The 17938-nt window shown below is 51.2% G+C and carries 18 protein-coding genes, 1 tRNA gene and 1 pseudogene; 11 read left to right on the top strand and 9 right to left on the bottom strand.

The genetic code is table 11. The features are described 5' to 3' along the window. Positions 1 to 188 precede the first annotated feature (188 nt). The gene (locus tag DXH47_RS08620) at positions 189 to 668 is read right to left on the bottom strand and encodes a C40 family peptidase (protein WP_129032943.1); all 480 of its coding nucleotides are present in this window, start codon (positions 666 to 668) and stop codon (positions 189 to 191) included. A gap of 155 nt (positions 669 to 823) precedes the next feature. After that, on the bottom strand, positions 824 to 1525 hold the full coding sequence (locus DXH47_RS08615; protein ID WP_129032942.1) for a linear amide C-N hydrolase: 702 nt from the start codon (positions 1523 to 1525) through the stop codon (positions 824 to 826). Between the two features lie 156 nt (positions 1526 to 1681). On the opposite strand from DXH47_RS08615, the gene DXH47_RS08610 reads away from it, so the two are divergent. The 3 genes from DXH47_RS08610 to aldA all read left to right on the top strand — a co-directional run bounded on the left by DXH47_RS08610 (position 1682) and on the right by aldA (position 5532). Then, positions 1682 to 2308 carry an LVIS_2131 family protein gene (locus DXH47_RS08610; protein ID WP_129032941.1) on the top strand — a complete coding sequence of 209 codons (627 nt, stop codon included), beginning with the start codon at positions 1682 to 1684 and terminating at the stop codon, positions 2306 to 2308. A 575-nt stretch (positions 2309 to 2883) separates the two neighbouring features. Further along, the gene (locus DXH47_RS08605) at positions 2884 to 4005 is read left to right on the top strand and encodes an NAD(P)-dependent alcohol dehydrogenase (RefSeq protein ID WP_129032940.1); all 1122 of its coding nucleotides are present in this window, start codon (positions 2884 to 2886) and stop codon (positions 4003 to 4005) included. Positions 4006 to 4059: 54 nt separating this feature from the next. Continuing rightward, positions 4060 to 5532, top strand: a complete 1473-nt coding sequence (gene aldA, locus DXH47_RS08600; RefSeq protein WP_129032939.1) for an aldehyde dehydrogenase — start codon at positions 4060 to 4062, stop codon at positions 5530 to 5532. A gap of 132 nt (positions 5533 to 5664) precedes the next feature. On the opposite strand, the gene DXH47_RS08595 is transcribed toward aldA, so the two are convergent. The 6 genes and pseudogenes from DXH47_RS08595 to DXH47_RS08570 form a co-directional block, all read right to left on the bottom strand. Next, complete coding sequence (locus tag DXH47_RS08595; RefSeq protein WP_225423545.1) at positions 5665 to 6600, bottom strand: DMT family transporter; 936 nt, start codon at positions 6598 to 6600, stop codon at positions 5665 to 5667. A gap of 115 nt (positions 6601 to 6715) precedes the next feature. Next, on the bottom strand, positions 6716 to 7093 hold the full coding sequence (locus DXH47_RS08590; protein ID WP_129032938.1) for a type II toxin-antitoxin system death-on-curing family toxin: 378 nt from the start codon (positions 7091 to 7093) through the stop codon (positions 6716 to 6718). 1 nt (position 7094) lies between these two features. Then, positions 7095 to 7328 carry a hypothetical protein gene (locus DXH47_RS08585; RefSeq protein WP_129032937.1) on the bottom strand — a complete coding sequence of 78 codons (234 nt, stop codon included), beginning with the start codon at positions 7326 to 7328 and terminating at the stop codon, positions 7095 to 7097. Positions 7329 to 7463: 135 nt separating this feature from the next. Next, positions 7464 to 8024, bottom strand: coding sequence for a M15 family metallopeptidase (locus tag DXH47_RS08580; protein ID WP_129032936.1), 561 nt, complete (start codon positions 8022 to 8024; stop codon positions 7464 to 7466). A 176-nt stretch (positions 8025 to 8200) separates the two neighbouring features. Next, positions 8201 to 8847 (bottom strand): annotated as a pseudogene (locus tag DXH47_RS08575) (NAD(P)H-hydrate epimerase). A gap of 30 nt (positions 8848 to 8877) precedes the next feature. Next, positions 8878 to 9333: a MarR family winged helix-turn-helix transcriptional regulator gene (locus DXH47_RS08570; RefSeq protein ID WP_129032935.1), complete on the bottom strand. Its 456-nt coding sequence runs from the start codon at positions 9331 to 9333 to the stop codon at positions 8878 to 8880. 169 nt (positions 9334 to 9502) lie between these two features. Here DXH47_RS08570 and DXH47_RS08565 point away from each other — a divergent pair, with 169 nt between their 5' ends. From DXH47_RS08565 to brnQ, 3 genes are all read left to right on the top strand, one after another. Continuing rightward, positions 9503 to 9829: a hypothetical protein gene (locus DXH47_RS08565; RefSeq protein WP_129032934.1), complete on the top strand. Its 327-nt coding sequence runs from the start codon at positions 9503 to 9505 to the stop codon at positions 9827 to 9829. 25 nt (positions 9830 to 9854) lie between these two features. Beyond that, the gene (locus DXH47_RS08560) at positions 9855 to 11183 is read left to right on the top strand and encodes a replication-associated recombination protein A (RefSeq protein WP_129032933.1); all 1329 of its coding nucleotides are present in this window, start codon (positions 9855 to 9857) and stop codon (positions 11181 to 11183) included. Positions 11184 to 11556: 373 nt separating this feature from the next. Beyond that, entirely contained in the window at positions 11557 to 12930 is a 1374-nt protein-coding gene (brnQ, locus tag DXH47_RS08555; RefSeq protein WP_129032932.1) for a branched-chain amino acid transport system II carrier protein, read from the top strand. Positions 12931 to 12988: 58 nt separating this feature from the next. Here the strand turns inward: brnQ and DXH47_RS08550 are convergent, their stop codons facing one another. Then, entirely contained in the window at positions 12989 to 14095 is a 1107-nt protein-coding gene (locus DXH47_RS08550) for a glycerol dehydrogenase (RefSeq protein ID WP_170954991.1), read from the bottom strand. A gap of 201 nt (positions 14096 to 14296) precedes the next feature. Between DXH47_RS08550 and DXH47_RS08545 the strand changes: the two genes are divergently transcribed. The 5 genes from DXH47_RS08545 (at position 14297) to DXH47_RS08530 (ending at position 17847) form a co-directional block, all read left to right on the top strand. After that, positions 14297 to 14368, top strand: a tRNA-Arg gene (locus DXH47_RS08545). Positions 14369 to 14712: 344 nt separating this feature from the next. Continuing rightward, positions 14713 to 15120, top strand: coding sequence for a hypothetical protein (locus DXH47_RS08540; protein ID WP_129032930.1), 408 nt, complete (start codon positions 14713 to 14715; stop codon positions 15118 to 15120). Between the two features lie 58 nt (positions 15121 to 15178). Next, positions 15179 to 15325, top strand: coding sequence for a hypothetical protein (locus DXH47_RS11690; protein WP_170954990.1), 147 nt, complete (start codon positions 15179 to 15181; stop codon positions 15323 to 15325). Then, entirely contained in the window at positions 15289 to 15528 is a 240-nt protein-coding gene (locus DXH47_RS12095) for an MmcQ/YjbR family DNA-binding protein (protein ID WP_129032929.1), read from the top strand. Before DXH47_RS11690 ends, DXH47_RS12095 begins: the two co-directional genes overlap by 37 nt. 891 nt (positions 15529 to 16419) lie before the next feature. After that, positions 16420 to 17847 carry a DUF5776 domain-containing protein gene (locus DXH47_RS08530; RefSeq protein ID WP_129032928.1) on the top strand — a complete coding sequence of 476 codons (1428 nt, stop codon included), beginning with the start codon at positions 16420 to 16422 and terminating at the stop codon, positions 17845 to 17847. Positions 17848 to 17938: the final 91 nt, after the last annotated feature.

The raw sequence follows: 17938 nt of genomic DNA, 5'->3' as shown, positions 1-17938 counted from the left end.
TCGCGAAGTTTGTCAGGAATTTAAATAATCGCCCCCGTAAGGTCTTAGGCTGGAAGACACCATCTGAAGTTTTCTTCGGTAAAAAGTTACACTTGATTTGACAATTCGTCCCACAAAAAAATCCTCCCGCGCCTAAGGCAGGAGAATTCGGGTCGTTTGTTTGCTGAAATCAGTTTTGCTAAAGTTGCTTACTTGATGACGTTACCGACGCGGGCGTAACCGACTGCGTGCCACCATGGGGCGTGAACGGCTTCTCTCACCACACCACGGTTTTGCGAATCGATCATCTTACCATTGCCAACGTATAAGCCGACATGGGAGATGGAATGCTTACTGCCACCGAAGAAGACCAAATCGCCCTTCTTGATGTGCTTGTAAGACACGTGCTTGTACTTGTTGTATTGCGCTTGGGCCGTCCGGGGGATGGTCTTCTTAGCGGCGTGCTTGTACACGTAGCTGGTGAAACCGGAGCAGTCGAACCGGGAAGGGCCAGTGGCGCCCCAGCCGTAAGGTTTGCCTAATTGGGCCTTGGCAACCTTGTAGATCTTACTGTAAGACACCTGGGAAGCGGCCTGCGCTTCAGTTGGTTGGCTCATTTGAGCACCAGTGAACGCAAAGGCAACCGTGGCAACGAGTGACAAAATAACTTTAGCAACTGTTTTCTTCATAGAACTAAACAAACCCCTCATTGATAAATATTTTTTTGGAAATTAATTAAAACTATGTAAACAACATCTTCAATACTATCAAGACGTTGTTACAGTATTGTTTCAACATAATATCAATCGGGTTAAAGTCTTGAAAGGGCTTGTAAAATACAAAATTAATCTGCCGAATAAGCGTGCGGGAAGCGCCGGGTCGGCACGGTGCTGGTGGGTAAATCGGGATGCTCCGTCAGATAGGTTTTAGCCGCGGCGATGGTCGCCGTGGTAAAGTGGTCGGCCGAGACGCCTAAAAAGTCGTTCAGGTTCTGTTCATGGGTTGCCAGTACCGGTGTGTTGGTCAACACCTCGCTGGGGTTGGCAACGGCGTGTAGGTCCAGACTAGTGGGCTCGATGACCAGCGTGTGTCCCTGCCGGTCGCTTAACAGCCAGTGGAAGGGATAGACATAACGGTCGTTACCCCAACGGCGGTTGATCAGTCGGACTTGAGCTAGATCGCGCTTTACGGCGGTAAGGCTGTTGTGTTCACCTAAGACCCAGTTGATGAAGTCTTGCGGGGTCAGGTTGATTTTATCGGCAACGGGGTCGTCGGCGTAGGTCACGGCGCCAGGCAGATAAAGCTCCGCACAGGTGATACCCGCTTCGTTGACCCCATCGGCCATTAGGTAGGCCGGCCGGTCCGCGGCGGGGCGTCCGCCACCCAATAACGCGTAACGGGTGGTGCGGGTCACCCCCAAAGCGGTGGTCCATTGGTAATCTCGGGGTAAAAAGACGGGCCGCCAGGGCGTGGTGGTCGGAAAATCCATGGTGCGGGCGAAAAAGTGGTGGCCGGCACCGTTCGTATAGGTTAGACTAGTACACACAGAGCAAGAACCTCCTTAAGGAAATAAACTGCCTTTAGTATAACGGAATTAATCTTAGAATGCGCTTGTATTCGGTAGGCGAATCTCGTAAGCTTAAGGGTAATTGAAATTTAGCATTTAATATTGGAGAAATTGCGGAAGGGAACGAATGTTGGAATGAAATCAAGTTGGAACTTAGTGGGGATGGGCTTGTGGTTACTGGTTCTGATCACCCTCGTCTGGATGACGCATGATATGCGAGTACGGCGGATTCATTTGATTGTGAAGGAGGGCCGGAGCTTCTCGTGGCGCAATTTCATCATTTCGACAGTTGAACTGGTCGTTTGGCTCCTGTTCTTCGGGGGGATGAGTGCCACCACCTTTTTCCAAAACGAGAGTCATTTGGGCAGTCGGGTCACACAGGAGACGCGTTACGAACCACTGGTCTTGACTACCGGTGATAGCAAGGGCTCGTCGTATTACGTCGAGGTCAATAACGGTGGTGGTGACAAGCCAATCCAACAGTACACCTACCTGACTGAAGGCGAGCGCTACCAGGTCGATAGTACCGTTGCGACCGTATCGACGGGGAAGAAGCCAATCAACTTACCAGCATCTGCGTATAAGTGGAATAAAAAGAAAGTTGCGAAATATGACCAGCGGCACCAAAAGGCTTGGGTCGGCGTGATTGAGACCACCTACAAGAAAAACTTCTTGAACGGGATTGGCTTGCATGCCGGACGCCTGGCGCACCGGTACACGTTGATCCGGATTCCGGACCATTCGTTTATGGTGGAGAAATAAACGGCATGATTTTAAAATGTAACTAAAGCAAAGCAGCGCTCGGACCTGTAAGGGACCGGGCGTTTTTTCATCTCGTTAAGTCAGTGGGCAAACTTTTCAGTTTGCAAGGTCATCGTTTGGTTGGCAAGTGGCCGTAACACGTTGGTCAATGCTAAGCCTCTTTTCAACGAGTTTTTCAATTAGTTAATGGTCGAAACCTTAAACGACTACAGGGAAGATAAATGCCCAACTGTCGCGGAATTGGGTTGACCGATTTACCCGCTGCGAGCGTAACGCTGGGGCGCTGATGGAATGTTCTGGAAAATGTGAACTGAACAACAAAGGGGCAACAAAAGCGTGGAAGTGGGGAGCGAAAAACTTGAAAAATCTTTCTGAAAGCCCTTTAATTTCAATCGAAAAAGCGGTATAACGAACTTGTAGAGCGGAGTGAGTAATTCTTCACAATCTGACTTTTTTTGCAAGTGCCGCTACCACTTGTGTTCCCACTGTTGGTGGGAGAAAAAGACTATAATGTGTGAATTAATCACAACGATCAAGTTGCTGGATGTCAGAATTTTACAGATAGGGATGATTGTATGCGTATCAAAGCGGCAGTTGTTGATAAAAAAGGCGATTCCTTTGAAATGCGGGACGATGTTGAGTTAGCCCCAATGCAGGCGGATGATTTGCAAATCCATATGGTAGCGACTGGGATTTGCCACTCCGACGAAGCGTTACGGAAAGGTGACGCGGAAATCGGTTATCCAATCATCTTGGGTCATGAAGGATCCGGGATTGTTGAAAAGGTTGGCCCCGAAGTCAAGGACTTCAAGCCCGGCGATCACGTCGTTCTTTCCTTCTATGGTTGTGGCAATTGTACGAACTGCTTGAAGGGGATTCCAACACAATGCTTAAACTACGCGGCGAATAACTTGTCTGGGGTTCGGCCAGACGGCAGTGCTCACTTTACTGAAAATGGGCACCAGGTCGATGATATGTTCGACCAATCCTCCTTCACCACGACCACGGTGGTTCGGGAACGTAACGCGGTTAAGGTACCAAAGGACTTGGATTTGCGGAAATTAGGGCCACTGGGCTGTGGCTACGTCACCGGGTCCGGGACCGTGCTCAACACCTTACAACCAAAGCCGGGCGACACTATCGCTGTCTTTGGGACTGGGGCCGTTGGTCTGGCTGCGATGATGGCCGGCAAGATTGCGGGTTGCACCACGGTTATCGCCATTGATGTGGTTGATTCTCGCTTGGCCTTAGCCAAGGAATTAGGCGCGACGGACACCATCAACAGTAAGAGCGAAGATGCCGTTGAAGCCATCAAGAAGTTGACGGATGGCTACGGTGTCAACTGGGCTGTTGATACTACTGGGGTCAAGAAAGTCATGGAAGATTCCATTCAAGCCTTAGCCCAAGGTGGGACGACCGCCACAATCGCCGTTACGCCAAACCACATTGATTTGGATACTTGGAACGACCTCTGTGTCAACGACCGTAAGATCGTCGGCGTCAACATGGGGGATGCCATTCCACAAGTTGATATTCCACGGTTAATCAAGTTCTATCAAGCCGGCATGTTTGACTTCGACAAGACTGAAAAGTTCTACAAGTTCGATCAAATCAACGAAGCCAACGCCGACTCTGGCAGTGGGAAGACCATCAAGCCAGTCTTAGTTATCGACCCAGATTACGTTCCGGGTAAGTAATCGCAGAATCATTTAGTTGTCGTCATTAATTCAAAATTAAAGGAAGCCATAAACATGTCAACTACGACAGATTTAAAGCACTATCAAATGTACGTTAATGGTGAATTTAAGGACTCCGATTCAGGGAAATTATTGACGGTTCTCAACCCTTCGACCGGGGAAAAGATTTCCACGGTGCCAAGTGCGACCCGCGAGGAAACGAAAGCTGCCATCGACGATGCCTACGAAGCTGAAAAGACCTGGAAGTTCGTTCCAGCCGCAACTCGGGGCCAATACTTACACGACGTGGCTACGGAAGTTCGCAACCAAGCGGATCACCTAATCGATATGCTCCAAGAAGAACAGGGGAAGATTCGGTCCTTAGCCACCACGGAAATTATGTTCTCCGCGGACTACTTCGACTACATGGCATCGGCAGCGCGGACCTATGAAGGGGAAATTCTTCAATCCGACAACGCGAACGAAAACATCATGATTGCCAAGCAACCAATCGGGGTTGCCGCCGGGATCTTACCATGGAACTTCCCATTCTTCCTGATTGCCCGGAAGATGGGGCCAGCTTTGGTCACCGGGAACACGATTGTCATGAAGCCAAGTTCTGACACGCCAAACCTAGCGCTGGAATTTGCGAAGATTGTCGACAAGGTTGGCATTCCAAAGGGTGTTGTTAACTTTGTTACGGGTCCTGGTTCGGTTGTCGGGGACGAATTATCCCACAACAAGAAGATTGGCATTATTAGTTTGACCGGGTCCGTTGATTCCGGGAAGCGGGTCATGGCTGCAGCATCCACGCACATGGCCAAGGTTTCTCTGGAATTAGGTGGGAAGGCCCCAGCTATTGTCTGCAGCGATGCCGACATCGACTTGGCGGTTCAATCCATCATCGACTCACGGATCGACAACAACGGTCAACTTTGCAACAACTGTGAACGGATCTACGTCCAAGAAGACGTGGCTGACGAATTCACCAAGAAGTTGACGGACAAGATGGCCGCCGTTAAGGTTGCTAACCCAATCGCCGACAAAGACTCCGGCATGGGTCCATTGATCAACCAAGCCGCTTTGGACAAGGTCGACGGCATGGTTCAACGTGCCGTTGAAGCCGGCGGGACGGTCACTACTGGTGGTCACAAGATTGAAATCGAAAACGGGTTCTACTACGCCCCAACGGTTATCAAGGATGTTAAGCAGGATTCTGAAATCGTGCAAGACGAAATCTTCGGCCCAGTTCTGCCAATTGTCACCTTCAAGACCTTAGATGATGCCATCAACATGGCTAACGATAGCGACTTTGGGTTGACGTCTTCCATCTTCACTGAGAACTTGGACAACGCTGCTCGGGCAGCTAACGAACTGGAAGACGGGGAAACCTACATCAACCGGTTCAACTTCGAAGCCATGAACGGTTCTCACTCTGGCTGGAAGGAATCCGGTATCGGTGGTGACGATGGTCGTCACGGTATCGAAGAATACTTGAATACTCACGTGATTTACTTGCAAGGTCATCCAGAAAAGGCCGATGGCTAGTTCATTAATGGCTAAACCATAACTTTGCAAGCAACAGCAGCTTTGATCAGGGACTCATCACTGAGATGATGGGCCCCTTTTCATGTCTAAAAACCCGTCTAGTCACGGCAGGCACCAGACGGGGAAATTAGATTAAGCTAAATGAATCAAAGCGACCCCACCGACCATAATCAGTAGGCCCACGATTTGAACCAGCGTGACCGGGTTGCGCTGGCTTTCCAGCCAACCAAAGTTATCGATAAGTAAACTGCCGCCCATTAAGCCAACTAACACGATGACCACGGTCAGCCCGGTACCTAGAATTGGGACCAGGTAGACGTTGCCCAGGACGAATAAGGCGCCGATAACGCCGCCGACCCACATCCACCAGGGATTCGGCCGGTCAGTGGGCTGGGTAAGTTGCCGTGATGAGCGTAACAGGAGGTTGATCACTAGAAGTGTTAGGGCTCCCACGAAAAACGAGATGAAGGCTGCATCGAGCGATGAGCGGAGTACGAGACCCAAATGGCCGTTGATGGCCGATTGCGCGGCCCCTAACATACCGGCGCCAATGCCTAAAAGCCGCCAAAGCCACAGACTCGCGGATGCGGTGGTCGTGGGAGCCGCATCTAAGGCTGCTCGCCGTTTTAGGAGCCAATCACTGAGGGCGACCGTGACGATAACGCCTAGAAGAACCAGTAGCGCACCCCCACCACGAACCGTGGTGAAAGGGCTAACTTTGGCGTGGAACCAACCGAAGTTGTCGATGAGTAGGCCCATTAGGATTTGGCCAAACATTGGCAAAATCACGGTCTGGACACTCCCCAATTTAGGGAACAGGAGAATGTTACCGGTCAGGTAGACCACTCCAAATACCCCGCCGAGCCACAACCACGCGGGTTGCTGGCTGAAGAGGTGGGGTGTAAAAAAGAGACGATGGTCGATCAAAAGTGTAATCACGGCTAGAAAGCCACTCCCGACGGTAAAGGAAATCAGTGACGCCATAAATGGCGACCCCACGGATTGGCGCAAGCGAGAGTTGATACTGGTTTGGAGGCCGATGACGACCCCCATGACGATGGCAAACACGGCAGTTCCTCCTTAAAATGAGTTATGTCTAGTAAACACCATTTTAAGGTGGGGAGCCAATCGAATTTGCATCGTGAAATCGGGGAAATGGGTCCAATCGGCCTAATCACGGGAGTTAGGCGCTCACCAGATGCGCCCGAATTCCTTGATAGATGGCGTCGTAGTCGATGGTCGGCCCGTCACTGGCCGCAATCTGTGGATTGGTGTAGGTCAAGTGGTAGTGGTTGAGTTGAGCCAAGATGGCCAGGGCTAAAACGGCGGTCCGCTTGTTGCCGTCTTCAAAGGGATGCAGGGTGATGACTTTGAGAAAGACGATGCCTAACTTTTGCTCGATGGTCGGGTAGGCTGCGGTGTCGAAGAAGACTTGCTGGGGCTGAGCGATGATGGAATCCACGGCGGCCTGGCTACGGATGGTAGTCGTTTCGGTGGTGTCCGCCAAAGCAGCTTGATTGAGTACAGTCAGCTCGCGGGGCGTGAGGTAAGTGGTGGTCATGTTACTGATCCCCTTTCTTGAGACTGAGCAGGGCCGCTTGGTAGTCGTGCAAAACGGTTGGCAGTGCCGCGCTAAAGGCCGGCGAAGGATCCAATGGCGTCACGGGCGTCACGGTCACGCCGGTGGTTGTAGCGGTGACCGTCACCGCCTGGCCCGCGGTAAGGCCGAGCTGAGTGGTTAACGGCAGAATTAAGGTGCCGTCGGGAAGTGTTTTGATTTGGGTTGTCAGTGTCAAAAAAATCGCCATCCTTTCTTATCCTCACCAGTGTAAAAAGAAAGGAGCGCAGTGCAATAAAAGCGACTGAAAACGGGACGCTAAGGCCGGTGACTTACCGGTGCTTAGCGTCCCGTTTTATTGGGGGGGAGTGCTTTAAGTTAACGCAAAATCATTGGGGTCGGCGGCCAGGGGACCGTACGTGTCTTGGTCGGCATCGCGATAGTCCCACCATTCGTTGACGTACCCCACGAATCCGGCGGCCAGCATGGCTTGATGGAGCAATTGGTAGTGCTTCTCTTGAATTGTGGTCCGGGCGAAGTCGCGGTGGGCCCGCTCGGAGAAATCGTCGAAGGCACTTTGCATATCCAGTTCTTGACCGTTGGTATCACAGAGGGTCAAATCAAAGGTGACCCCTTTTTGGTGGGAGAAGTTCGGGTCGGGTTGCGCCACGAAGGCTGGGTCGGGATAGACTTCAAAGAGCCGTTCCTGGGCGCGCACCGGCCGGTAAGCGTCGAAAACTTTTAGCCGGTAGCCTTGGTCCCGTAAACTGGCACTAGCCCGGGCTAATTTTTCGGCGGTTCCCGTGCGGGCGATGGCGGTTGTAAAGTCGTAAATCACTTGGCCCGTGAAGTTATTGGTCGTGGCGTAGCGTAAGTCGACCAGGATGGTTGGGTCGAGGGCCTGAATATTACTAAATCCGGTTGTCTGATCCATTGAAATCCTCCCTTATGCAACCGCTTACAATATAACAAGGAATGACAGATAAGACAACCGATATGCCCGAGAACGGCCGAATGTAGTGACTTGTCACCTGGTGGTTTACTTACTGGTCGCAAAAATTGGTAGCAAAAAGGTCCGGGGTATTGGCCCCGAACCTGGTGGTGTCACGGTTATTTTAAACTCTCCACGTTATCCTCCGCGTAAATGCCAATGTCAGCCACGTGCAAGATACCGGTGTGTTCTTGCCGTTGACGGTCAGCATACCGATCTTTTTGTAAGCCATGGTGGTCGTGGAGTCGGCAAGGACCGCAACGCCTAGGGTCTCCCCGGTGTCCGCGTTGATGCCGGATGGCACGTCGATGGCCACGGTCGACGCGTCCGTCGCGTTGATGGCGTTGACGGCTTCGGCGAATTTGCCGGTAATCGGGCGGCTGAGGCCCACACCGAAGATGGCGTCGACAATCGTGGTGGCGTGAATCACGTCGTTTAGATCCGAGGTGAACGGAATGTGGTAGTAATTCGCAATTTTGAGTTGTTGGCTGGTCTGGGGCGTGGCCTTATCGGGGTTCCCCAAGAGATAAATGGCCACGTCGATCCCCCGAATCTTTAACAGTCGTGCGACGGCAATGCCATCGCCACCGTTGTTTCCGGTGGCGGCGACTACCACGACACGGGTGAGGTCGTAATCATCATTTAAGAGGTTGTTGAAGGTGGCTAGCGCCGCGCGTTCCATTAAGACCATGGACGGAATGCCGACCTGGTTAATGGTATGGGCGTCGTAACTTTGCGCTTGCGCAATCGTAATGGCTTTACTCATCGATAGTCCCTCCTTAAATAAAGGCAAATGCTATAGGTTTTCTAATGGATGGTCAAATTGTAACATACGGGTGGATAAGCGTTGCAACTGTTCCGTCATCGCTTGGAAGTTGACGGTGGTATCCGGCGGGGTGACGTTCTGCCACCAGTGGTGGAGGACCTGAATGGCGCGGCGGACGAGCTGGTCGCCGGCCGGGGTCAAGACCAGTTGTTTGTTGCGGCGGTCCGCAGGGTCATCAGTCTTTTGTAAAAGATCGATTGTGACCAGATGGCGGACCATGCGGGTCATCAGGCCTTCATCCACCGCAATCGTACGCGCCGCCATCCGTTGATTGATGGGACTAGACTCGGACACCAAGACCAGCAGGTAGAATTCCGTGATGTTGATGGGGACCTGGTCGGCCTCGAGAATCTGGTTCATGTCGCGCTGAAATTGCCGGTGGAGGATGGCCAGGTTCGTGGTGAAATCGAGAATATAATCTTCCATGAGTTGGCGTCCTCCTTAGTCGGAACCATACGTCAGGTGAGGCGACCAACGCCCCACTGCGTATTACCTTTAGTTTACACCAGATGGCGGGGAAGGATAACGATTCGCCTCGTTCTTTTCTGCGGGTCTCGTGATAGAATGAATGTAAAACAAACTGGGGGCCACGAGAATGTTTATTCAAATTCTAAGTGATATGGACGAGGTGCAATTGCGTCAACTCCAACTGAAAAAGTTAGGCGATGACGTCAGTGAAGAAGACGTGATTCGCCAAGGGGTCCTAGACACCTTTCAGACCTTCTTAGATCAAATCGAAGACGGCCACTACGACACGGCCAAGTGGCAGAATGAAGACCTGATTGTGGTCGATATTTTAGGCCACCAAACGGCGACGGTCGCACCGGTCAGTGACTCATTCGTGACGGATTTTCGGCAAAACTCAGATGAGACCCAGCGCTATCTGGAACAACAGGCGGCCCGCGCCGCCGGAGGTCGGTAGTAGAACGCTAAAGGGGGCGTGCGTTGTGGAACAAGGCTCATTATTTGAACAGTCCCAACAAATGCCACTGGCTAACCGGGTTCGCCCGCAGTCACTCGACGAGTTCGTGGGCCAGCAACAGTTGTTGGGACCCGGGAAAATCTTGCGTGACCTGATTGAAAACGACCAGGTCTCGTCGATGATCTTCTGGGGGCCGCCGGGTGTGGGCAAGACCACGTTAGCTGAAATCATCGCCCACCAGACCCAGGCGAAGTTTATCCGCTTCAGTGCGGTCGATAGCAGTATCAGTAAAATCAAAAAGATCATGAAACTGGCCGAAGGCGACCGGGAAATCGGTGAGCGGACCCTGGTCTTCGTCGACGAAATCCACCGTTTCAACAAGGCCCAACAGGACGCCTTTTTGCCCTACGTCGAACGGGGCAGCATCATCTTGATTGGGGCGACCACCGAGAACCCGTCGTTCGAATTGAACTCGGCGTTGTTGTCGCGGTGCAAGGTCTTTGTGTTGAAGCAACTAGCCACCGCCGATATCCAACAATTGTTGACCAACGCGCTTCAGAATCCGGCCGGTTTTCCTGACCTTAAAGTCAATCTGGGCACCGACGAACTGCGGGCCATCGCTGAATTTGCCAATGGCGACGCCCGCACCGCACTTAATACGCTCGAGATGGCGGTCTTGAACGGGGACCGTCACGACAAACAGGTGACCATCACCATGGCCGACCTGAAGCAACTGATCACCCAAAAGTTCGTGCTCTACGACAAGACTGGTGAGGAGCACTATAACATCATCTCGGCGTTGCACAAGTCGATGCGCAATAGCGATGCCGACGCGGCGATTTACTGGTTGTCGCGGATGCTTGAAGGTGGGGAAGACCCGTTGTACATTGCCCGTCGGCTGGTGCGCTTCGCCAGTGAGGATGTCGGCCTGGCCGACACCAACGCCTTGAACGTGGCGGTGAACGTCTTTCAGGCTTGTCAGTTCTTGGGGATGCCCGAATGCGACGTTCATCTGACTGAGGCCGTGACCTACTTGGCACTAGCGCCTAAGTCCAACGCGATTTATAAGGCGCGTTTAGCCGCGAAGAAGGACGTCAAGGAGACCCGCGACGAACCGGTGCCGCTCCAGTTACGGAACGCACCGACCAAGTTGATGGCCGACCTGGATTACGGCAAGGACTACCAGTACGCCCACGATGCGCCGGATAAGCTAACCACGCTGCAGAGTTTGCCAGATGCCTTAGTTGGGCGCGAGTACTACCAGCCGACCGACCAGGGGCGCGAGAATTTGTTCAAGAAACGCCTGGATTACGTTAAGCGTTGGCGAAAAGACCATCAAAAGCCAAATGATTAAAAAATAATTAGAATTGCCATTGATTTTTCGTTTGAGCCTGGTTATAATGGGTACCAATATTTGAAAAACGTTGAGGAAAAAAGTAGCGTTTGAGTTGCTGTCCAGTGAGTCCCGTAAAATGTGAAGGGATCAGCGGTCAAACGTGAACATCATTTCTGAGTTCGGTGCTGAAGAGGCGACTCGTAGGTTACCGTGGTGGCCACCATTATTGGGCTAGCGGATGTTGGTCCGTGATGAGTGTGGCGTGTGTCAAACGCCACAAAAAGGTGGTACCGTTCTACTTAAAAACTAGAGCCCTTTTCCCGTTTCGGCGGGAGAAGGGCTTTTTTCGCGTTTGGATAATGGATTACCAGCAAAGATCGGAGGAATCAAGATGGAACAAGTAACTAGGCGACATCATTTTTGGCAATTATTAGTGGTGAGTTCGTTGATTTTCGGCATGTTTTTCGGGTCCGGCAACTTGATTTTCCCCGTTCATTTGGGCCAGATGGCTGGGCAAAATTGGATTACGGCGGCACTCGGGTTTGCTGTGTCCGGCTCACTGTTCCCGTTACTGGCCATCTTGGCGGTGGTGGTCACCAAGAGTGACGGCCTCTATGATTTGGCCAAGCCGGTCGGCGCCAAGTACGCGGCGGTCTTCTTGGTCTTAGTCCATTTGACCATCGGCCCGTTCTTCGGGACGCCCCGGACCGCGGCCACGGCCTACGAAATGGCGGCCGAACCCTTCCTACCGAAGAGTTGGTTGACCGTGGGACAAGTCATCTTTACTGCCGTCTTCTTCGCATTAGCTTACGTACTAGCGACCCACCAAAATATTCTGGTCAAGATCGTTGGCAAGTATTTAAATACAGCGTTTCTGGCGCTCCTGGCGGTAGTCTTTGTGGTCGCGTTCTTGAACCCAATGGGCGGCACCACCCATACGCCGACCACGGCTTACCAGTCCGGCGCCACCGTCAGTGGGTTGCTGGAAGGGTACAACACCATCGACGCCGTGGCGTTATTGGCGCTGAGCGTCACCTTCGTCCACGCGGTGCGGGGTCTGGGGTATCACGATAAGGAACTGACTCGCTTGACCGCCAAAGCCGGGACCTTGAGTATCTTATTAGAAATCTTGGTTTACTTTGGCCTGGTCCTGTTAGGGACGTTGAGCTTAGGTCAAGTTAAATTGTCGGCCAATGGCGGGGTGGCCCTGTCACAAATCGTGGGTCACTACTTCAGCAACTTCGGGACGGCCTTTTTGGGAGTGATGGTCACCTTAGGGGTCTTCACCACGGCGTTAGGGTTAGTGACGTCGTTTGCCCAGGACTTCCATAAATTGTTCCCGAAGGTCAGTTACCTGGCTTGGCTGCGGGTCACCACGGTGGCGTCGTTTCTGGTCGCCAACGCCGGCTTGGACAACATCATCGCGTGGTCGTTACCAGTCTTGATGTTGCTCTACCCGCTATCGTTAGCGTTGATCTTGGTGTCGTTGACGGTTTCGAAGCGGCCATACGCCGGGCTGGTCTACAGGACCACGATTGCGGTCACGGCGGTGCCAGCGGTCTTGGATATGCTGGCTAACGCGCCGGCCGTGGTTGCCGGTTTCGGTCCGGTCGCCGCGGTCTTACACGCCTATCACACCTATGTGCCGTTCGCGAGCCTAGGCTTAGGCTGGTTAGTGCCGACCGGTTTGGCCTTCGTCTTGAGCTTGGCCTGGGGGCACTTCCACTTGGCCGCTCAGCGGACCACGGAAGGTGTGCAACAATAAGGGGGCAAAAAAAACGTTCCGGTCGTGTGGGCCCGAAACGTTTTTTTTGACATCATGTTTAGCCGAACCCTTGGAGGCGCCGGGAGTGCCGGTCAGTGGCCTTCATGGCGGCGAAAACGGCGCGCGCCGTGACGGGGAAACCCATGTTGTGGATGGTCTCACCGTCTTGGACGGTCAATTTGGCGACTTTCAAGAGATCGTCGTCACTGACGGAATCGAGGTGTAACGCACTCAGTGTGGTCGGTAGACCCAGCCGATTTTCAAAGTCTAGGTAACGGGCGAATTCGGCGTCACTGGCGCCGGTCAACGTCAGGTTCAGTAGGGTGCCAAACGCCACCTTTTGACCATGAGAGAGTTTGTGGACGTCGCCGGAAAGGGCGGTCAGGCCGTTTTGAAAACTATGCGCGGCAGCTAGACCAGAGCTTTCGGCCCCCACGCCACTCAATAAGATGTTGGCTTCGATGATGTGGGAGAGCGCCGGGGTGACCACGTGCTGGTTGGCCGCGGCGACCGCCTGTTCACCATAAGTAAAGAGCAGCTCCTCACACTTTTCGGCCAGGGCTAAGCCGGCCGCGGTTTGGTGCGTGTGCAAGGGTAACAGGGTGGTCGTTCGCGCGCGAGCGATGGTCTGGGCTTCGACGTTGGTGGACAGGGCGTCGGCAATCCCGTCGACTAAGAAGCGGACCGGGGCCCCGGCAATTACCGCGTCGTCGACCAGGACCAAATCAGGGTTCTTGTCGTAGAAGCGGTAGGTCATGAATTCACCAGCCGGGGAGTAGATGACGCTGAGCCGGGTGCAGGGCGAGTCGTTCGAGGCCAGCGTGGGCACGATGACCACGGGAATCCCGAGGGCGTCCCCGACCGCCTTGGTGGTGTCGTTGGTCTTGCCACCGCCTAAGGCCATTACGAATTTAGCGGCGGTCCGTTCGCCGATGGCTTTGATGCGGTCGATTTCTTCGGGAGAACTTTCCCCGTTAAAGGTCACGTGGGCGATAGTTAGCCCGGCATCGGTCAGGTTCTGGTAAAAGGTCGCGCCGACCAGTTGCCAGACGTTGTCGTCGGTCAGTAGCATGCCGTGGTCGCCGAAGGGGGCGATGTACGGCGCGGCGTGGGTCAAAAGTTGGTCGTCCTGAACGTAGGTTGAAGGACTTGCGAAAGCGGTAATCATAATGTTCCCTCCTAGTTATGAAATTACCGTTATTATAGAAAGGGTCGTCACCGGCAAGTTGCGGTAGGTCTTAAGGTAGCTGATTTAGGAAACTGATGCGCCACAACTGATAGTCCCGACTGGACACCCGAAAAATCAGACTGCGTTTGCCGAAAAATTCGTCACCGGAATTGATTTGTATTAGAATGGAAGTGTTCAGCGCCCTTAGTGTAATGGATAGCACATGAGATTTCGGTCCTCATGATCCGAGTTCGACTCTCGGGGGGCGCATAAAACTGAAGGTGAAACGATGAGGGGACGCTGGGGTGAACTAGCGCCCTTTTTGTAAAATCAGAATTTTTGGTTGGGTCTTTGGCCTCCTACGGTGGAGGGGCACTCTAATTTAGATTGCGGCTAATGAGCCAGGCTTTACAAGTTGAAACCAGTCGTGATAATTCAAGTTATATACGTCGAACAGATTGAAATATTATTTGAATTTTGCGGTTTTATGACGCCCTATTTTGTATTCCAAAGTGTAAATGCGATTTAATTAAGGAATAATGAACGTTAAATTTTGCCGTCCAGCTCGTGATGAACTCATCAAACTGGTATGCTTAATTTAAGGGGATGAAGATGTGATCAAACAATTAACAATCGGAGCAACTTACAGTAACGCAGAGGTTGCCGAAGCATTCGGAGTTTCAACACAGGGGGGTATGCGAAAGTCCAATGCCAATAATTGCCTAGTCCTGATTTCTAAAGAGTCGGCTAATCTGTATCCGGATAAATGGGACGGGGAGGTTTTAAACTACTCGGGGATGGGGCAGCAGGGTGATCAGCGCCTCGATTACAGCCAAAATAGAGCCTTGGCACAGTCACGAGATACTGATCTTACGGTTTATCTCATGATTAATAAAGAACCTAATCGCTACGTTAATTATGGTGAGGTTGAATTAGTTCAGGATCCTTACATGATGTTTGATGGGCACCGAAACGTTGCCATTTTCCCGATTCAGCCACTGGTGAAAAAAGCCAAAGATTAATCAAGTAGATGCTAGTAGGAGATACGCCTGGATAAGTGTTGAAAAGGAGAGCTGAGCGATGAAGCTGACACAACAAGACTTAATTCAATTGATCAGTGCAAATAGAGCGGTCACGGTTAATCAGCCGTTCAATCAGCCGGGGCGACACAACCGCATTATTTTGACGCAATGCGCCATGCGAAAACTGGGCGCATCTTTGCGCTAGTTTATGCGCAAGACGAGCATTTGTATGTCGATTTGAAACAAAATTTAGCGGATATTGAAGAATTAGTTGCGCTGTCCCCTGCGATTACCATGGGGCGGCACTTTGACAAACAGCATTGGATTACCGTTGATGTGACAACCCTAAGCTCTAAGGCTGAACTGGTTAGATTAGTGGCGGTGAGCTATCGATTAACCGATGATTAATTAGAGTGAACGTAGTTTGGCATTTGGGAAAGCGTGCAGGGTAACCCGTACGGAATAAGCCAAGTTGGCCTTTAAAATATAAAAAGATAACGACCGTTGGTTCTTTGATCTCAAGCAGCATTGAAGAACCAGCGGTCGTTATTTTGTCGGTACTTTGCATTTTAGATTTTATGAAATTTGGTGTTGATTAAAGCGAGTTTCTAAGATTGGATGTTAAATCTAAACTTTAGAAGTTCGCTTTACTTAATGCCTTTTATTTTGACCAATTTTAATAGTTTGGGGTCAAAACGCGGTGAATCAGGGACTGATTTTTTAGTTTTCCCGGATAACGAATTATAATGGTAAGAGATGATAGCATTAACTATCTAATGTTAAATTGAATTCATAAGCATAATCAGTTGGGGTGAGCGGCTAATGAAAAAACAAAGTATCATGAAGTGGTTATTGATGGGATTATTGGTAGTTTGTGGCGTCCTAATTGGTGGGCAGGTGGCCCGGGCAGAGTCGTCTCTCCCGGAATTTACGGGCCCCCGATTAAATATTTATGTCCCGCGACACAGTGAGTTGGGGGTGGATAATACCCCTTTTGGTGACACAATGTCTGGCGTACCTGACACCACTAGCGATATGTTTGGTTCTTATAATTTGGATCCTGACAAAATTACGAAAGACTCGACGTTGGGAGAAATTCTGCAGGACAACGCGATAGAATGGAATTTGGGGATTAATCTAATATCGGGGGGGGATTTATCAGCTTCTGCTGTTGACTTAGCGATTGATTCCTCGGATGTAGCCAATCAGCTCATGCCCCGTAATATTTATAAGAATGACGTGGATAAATTTTTTACAATATACAAGGGTTATTCGGCAAGCCTAACTGAGTTTAGACAGATGTTAAATCAGCCCCTGAAGGCGTATAAATATTATCAGTATGATGAGGATGGCGTGACCAAAACGGCTTCTGCCGCGAATGCGTTTACAGATAAAAATGGAAATAAAAATCTCGCCAAAGGGTATTATCTTGTGCTTCCACAGGGGCACAAAATCCAGTATCAAAATAATATTGTCATCAGTGAACGTGGAAAACCTATCATCACGCAAACGATAACTTCAGCTTATCAAAACGATGATTTTCTATTGATTGATGCCCCTGACTCCCTCACGGATCCGAGTACCTATGCACCCGGTACCGATAAATTGATGAAGGGGTTAGGAGAGGATACCTCACAGGTAATTGATACCGATACAGGGACAGTCGTTAAAACGACTGAAAAAAAGCTAGGCGGAGTATCTGTTTACTTAATGCCGGTTAAGCTACCGTTCGATCTTCAAACGACTCCCGATAAAACAGACCATTATGCCATCGTGGCTAAAGATCAGGTGGCTAAAGCCAAAATTGAGTATAGGTTGCCGGATGGTTCTGAAGCTGCGCCGACAAGAGAGCTCCAAGGGAGTTCCGATCAGGCGATGGCCATTACGTCGCCAACTGTTGCGGATTACACGCCGGACCAAAAGCAAGTCAAAGTTGATTTTACGGCTAAAGACAAGACGTATACCGTCACGTATCACCCGACAGCAACGGGTTCCACGACAACGGGGACCAACACAACTAGTACAAGCGATTCCAGCTCCAGCGTCGCGGATGAGCTCAGTCCAATAACGCCGTTTAAGGTATATGGTAAGCAAGCCCTTTACAGATACAACACGCCGACCTTTAAGAAGTCCCAACGAATCAATCGTTATGCCAAGAAGGCCAAGGCTTACGCACCCGTCTTTAAAGTTGTCGACACAGCCAAGTCAGCCAATGGCGTCTTGCGTTACAAGTTAGCTGATGGCACCTACATTACGGCTAACCCGGATTACGTTGCCAAGCTTTACTGGCAAGGTAATTATCAAAAACTCTACGTGACTAACGCGCGGGGAATCCGGGCGCACAGCAAGGCCGTCTTTGCCAAAGCGACTGACGAAAAGCACTTCAAACAAGGCACCGCAATCAACGTGGTTAAACGCGTCAAGGCCGGGCAAACGACCCGTTACGAACTGACCGATGGGACGTACATCACTGGCAATAAGCAGTGGGTCTCCCCAACTAAGCCGCGCCTAGTGCGTCAAATTAAGGCCAAGAAGACGATCAAGTTGTACCGCAATGTCAATTTGACGCATAAGGTTAAAGCCATTAAGCAAGGTAAAACCGTGAAAGTTGTTGGCTGGGATTACTCCCGGCAAAACAGCCAAACAGTCAGTGGCACGTTGCGCTACCATGTCGCTGGTGGCGGCTATATTACGGCTAATCCTAAATTGGTGATGGTTGAGAAATAAGGACATAAGAAGTCTATGCAAGAGGACTCGTTTTTCGAGTCCTTTTCGTTTGCCCGGAGAAACGGTAAAAAGGCGACTGGCGGCTAGATGC

The sequence above is a fragment of the Levilactobacillus suantsaii genome, from assembly GCF_004115745.1.
GTDB lineage: Bacteria > Bacillota > Bacilli > Lactobacillales > Lactobacillaceae > Levilactobacillus > Levilactobacillus suantsaii.
This window is presented reverse-complemented; position numbering and strand designations above follow the sequence as displayed.

Coding starts and splice junctions, on each gene's coding strand:
- DXH47_RS08620 (WP_129032943.1), bottom strand. CDS start 668: ATGAAGAAAACAGTTGCTAAAGTTATTTTGTCACTCGTTGCCACGGTT.
- DXH47_RS08610 (WP_129032941.1), top strand. CDS start 1,682: ATGAAATCAAGTTGGAACTTAGTGGGGATGGGCTTGTGGTTACTGGTT.
- DXH47_RS08605 (WP_129032940.1), top strand. CDS start 2,884: ATGCGTATCAAAGCGGCAGTTGTTGATAAAAAAGGCGATTCCTTTGAA.
- aldA (WP_129032939.1), top strand. CDS start 4,060: ATGTCAACTACGACAGATTTAAAGCACTATCAAATGTACGTTAATGGT.
- DXH47_RS08590 (WP_129032938.1), bottom strand. CDS start 7,093: ATGACCACCACTTACCTCACGCCCCGCGAGCTGACTGTACTCAATCAA.
- DXH47_RS08580 (WP_129032936.1), bottom strand. CDS start 8,024: ATGGATCAGACAACCGGATTTAGTAATATTCAGGCCCTCGACCCAACC.
- DXH47_RS08570 (WP_129032935.1), bottom strand. CDS start 9,333: ATGGAAGATTATATTCTCGATTTCACCACGAACCTGGCCATCCTCCAC.
- DXH47_RS08565 (WP_129032934.1), top strand. CDS start 9,503: ATGTTTATTCAAATTCTAAGTGATATGGACGAGGTGCAATTGCGTCAA.
- brnQ (WP_129032932.1), top strand. CDS start 11,557: ATGGAACAAGTAACTAGGCGACATCATTTTTGGCAATTATTAGTGGTG.
- DXH47_RS11690 (WP_170954990.1), top strand. CDS start 15,179: ATGAAGCTGACACAACAAGACTTAATTCAATTGATCAGTGCAAATAGA.
- DXH47_RS12095 (WP_129032929.1), top strand. CDS start 15,289: ATGCGCCATGCGAAAACTGGGCGCATCTTTGCGCTAGTTTATGCGCAA.
- DXH47_RS08530 (WP_129032928.1), top strand. CDS start 16,420: ATGTTAAATCAGCCCCTGAAGGCGTATAAATATTATCAGTATGATGAG.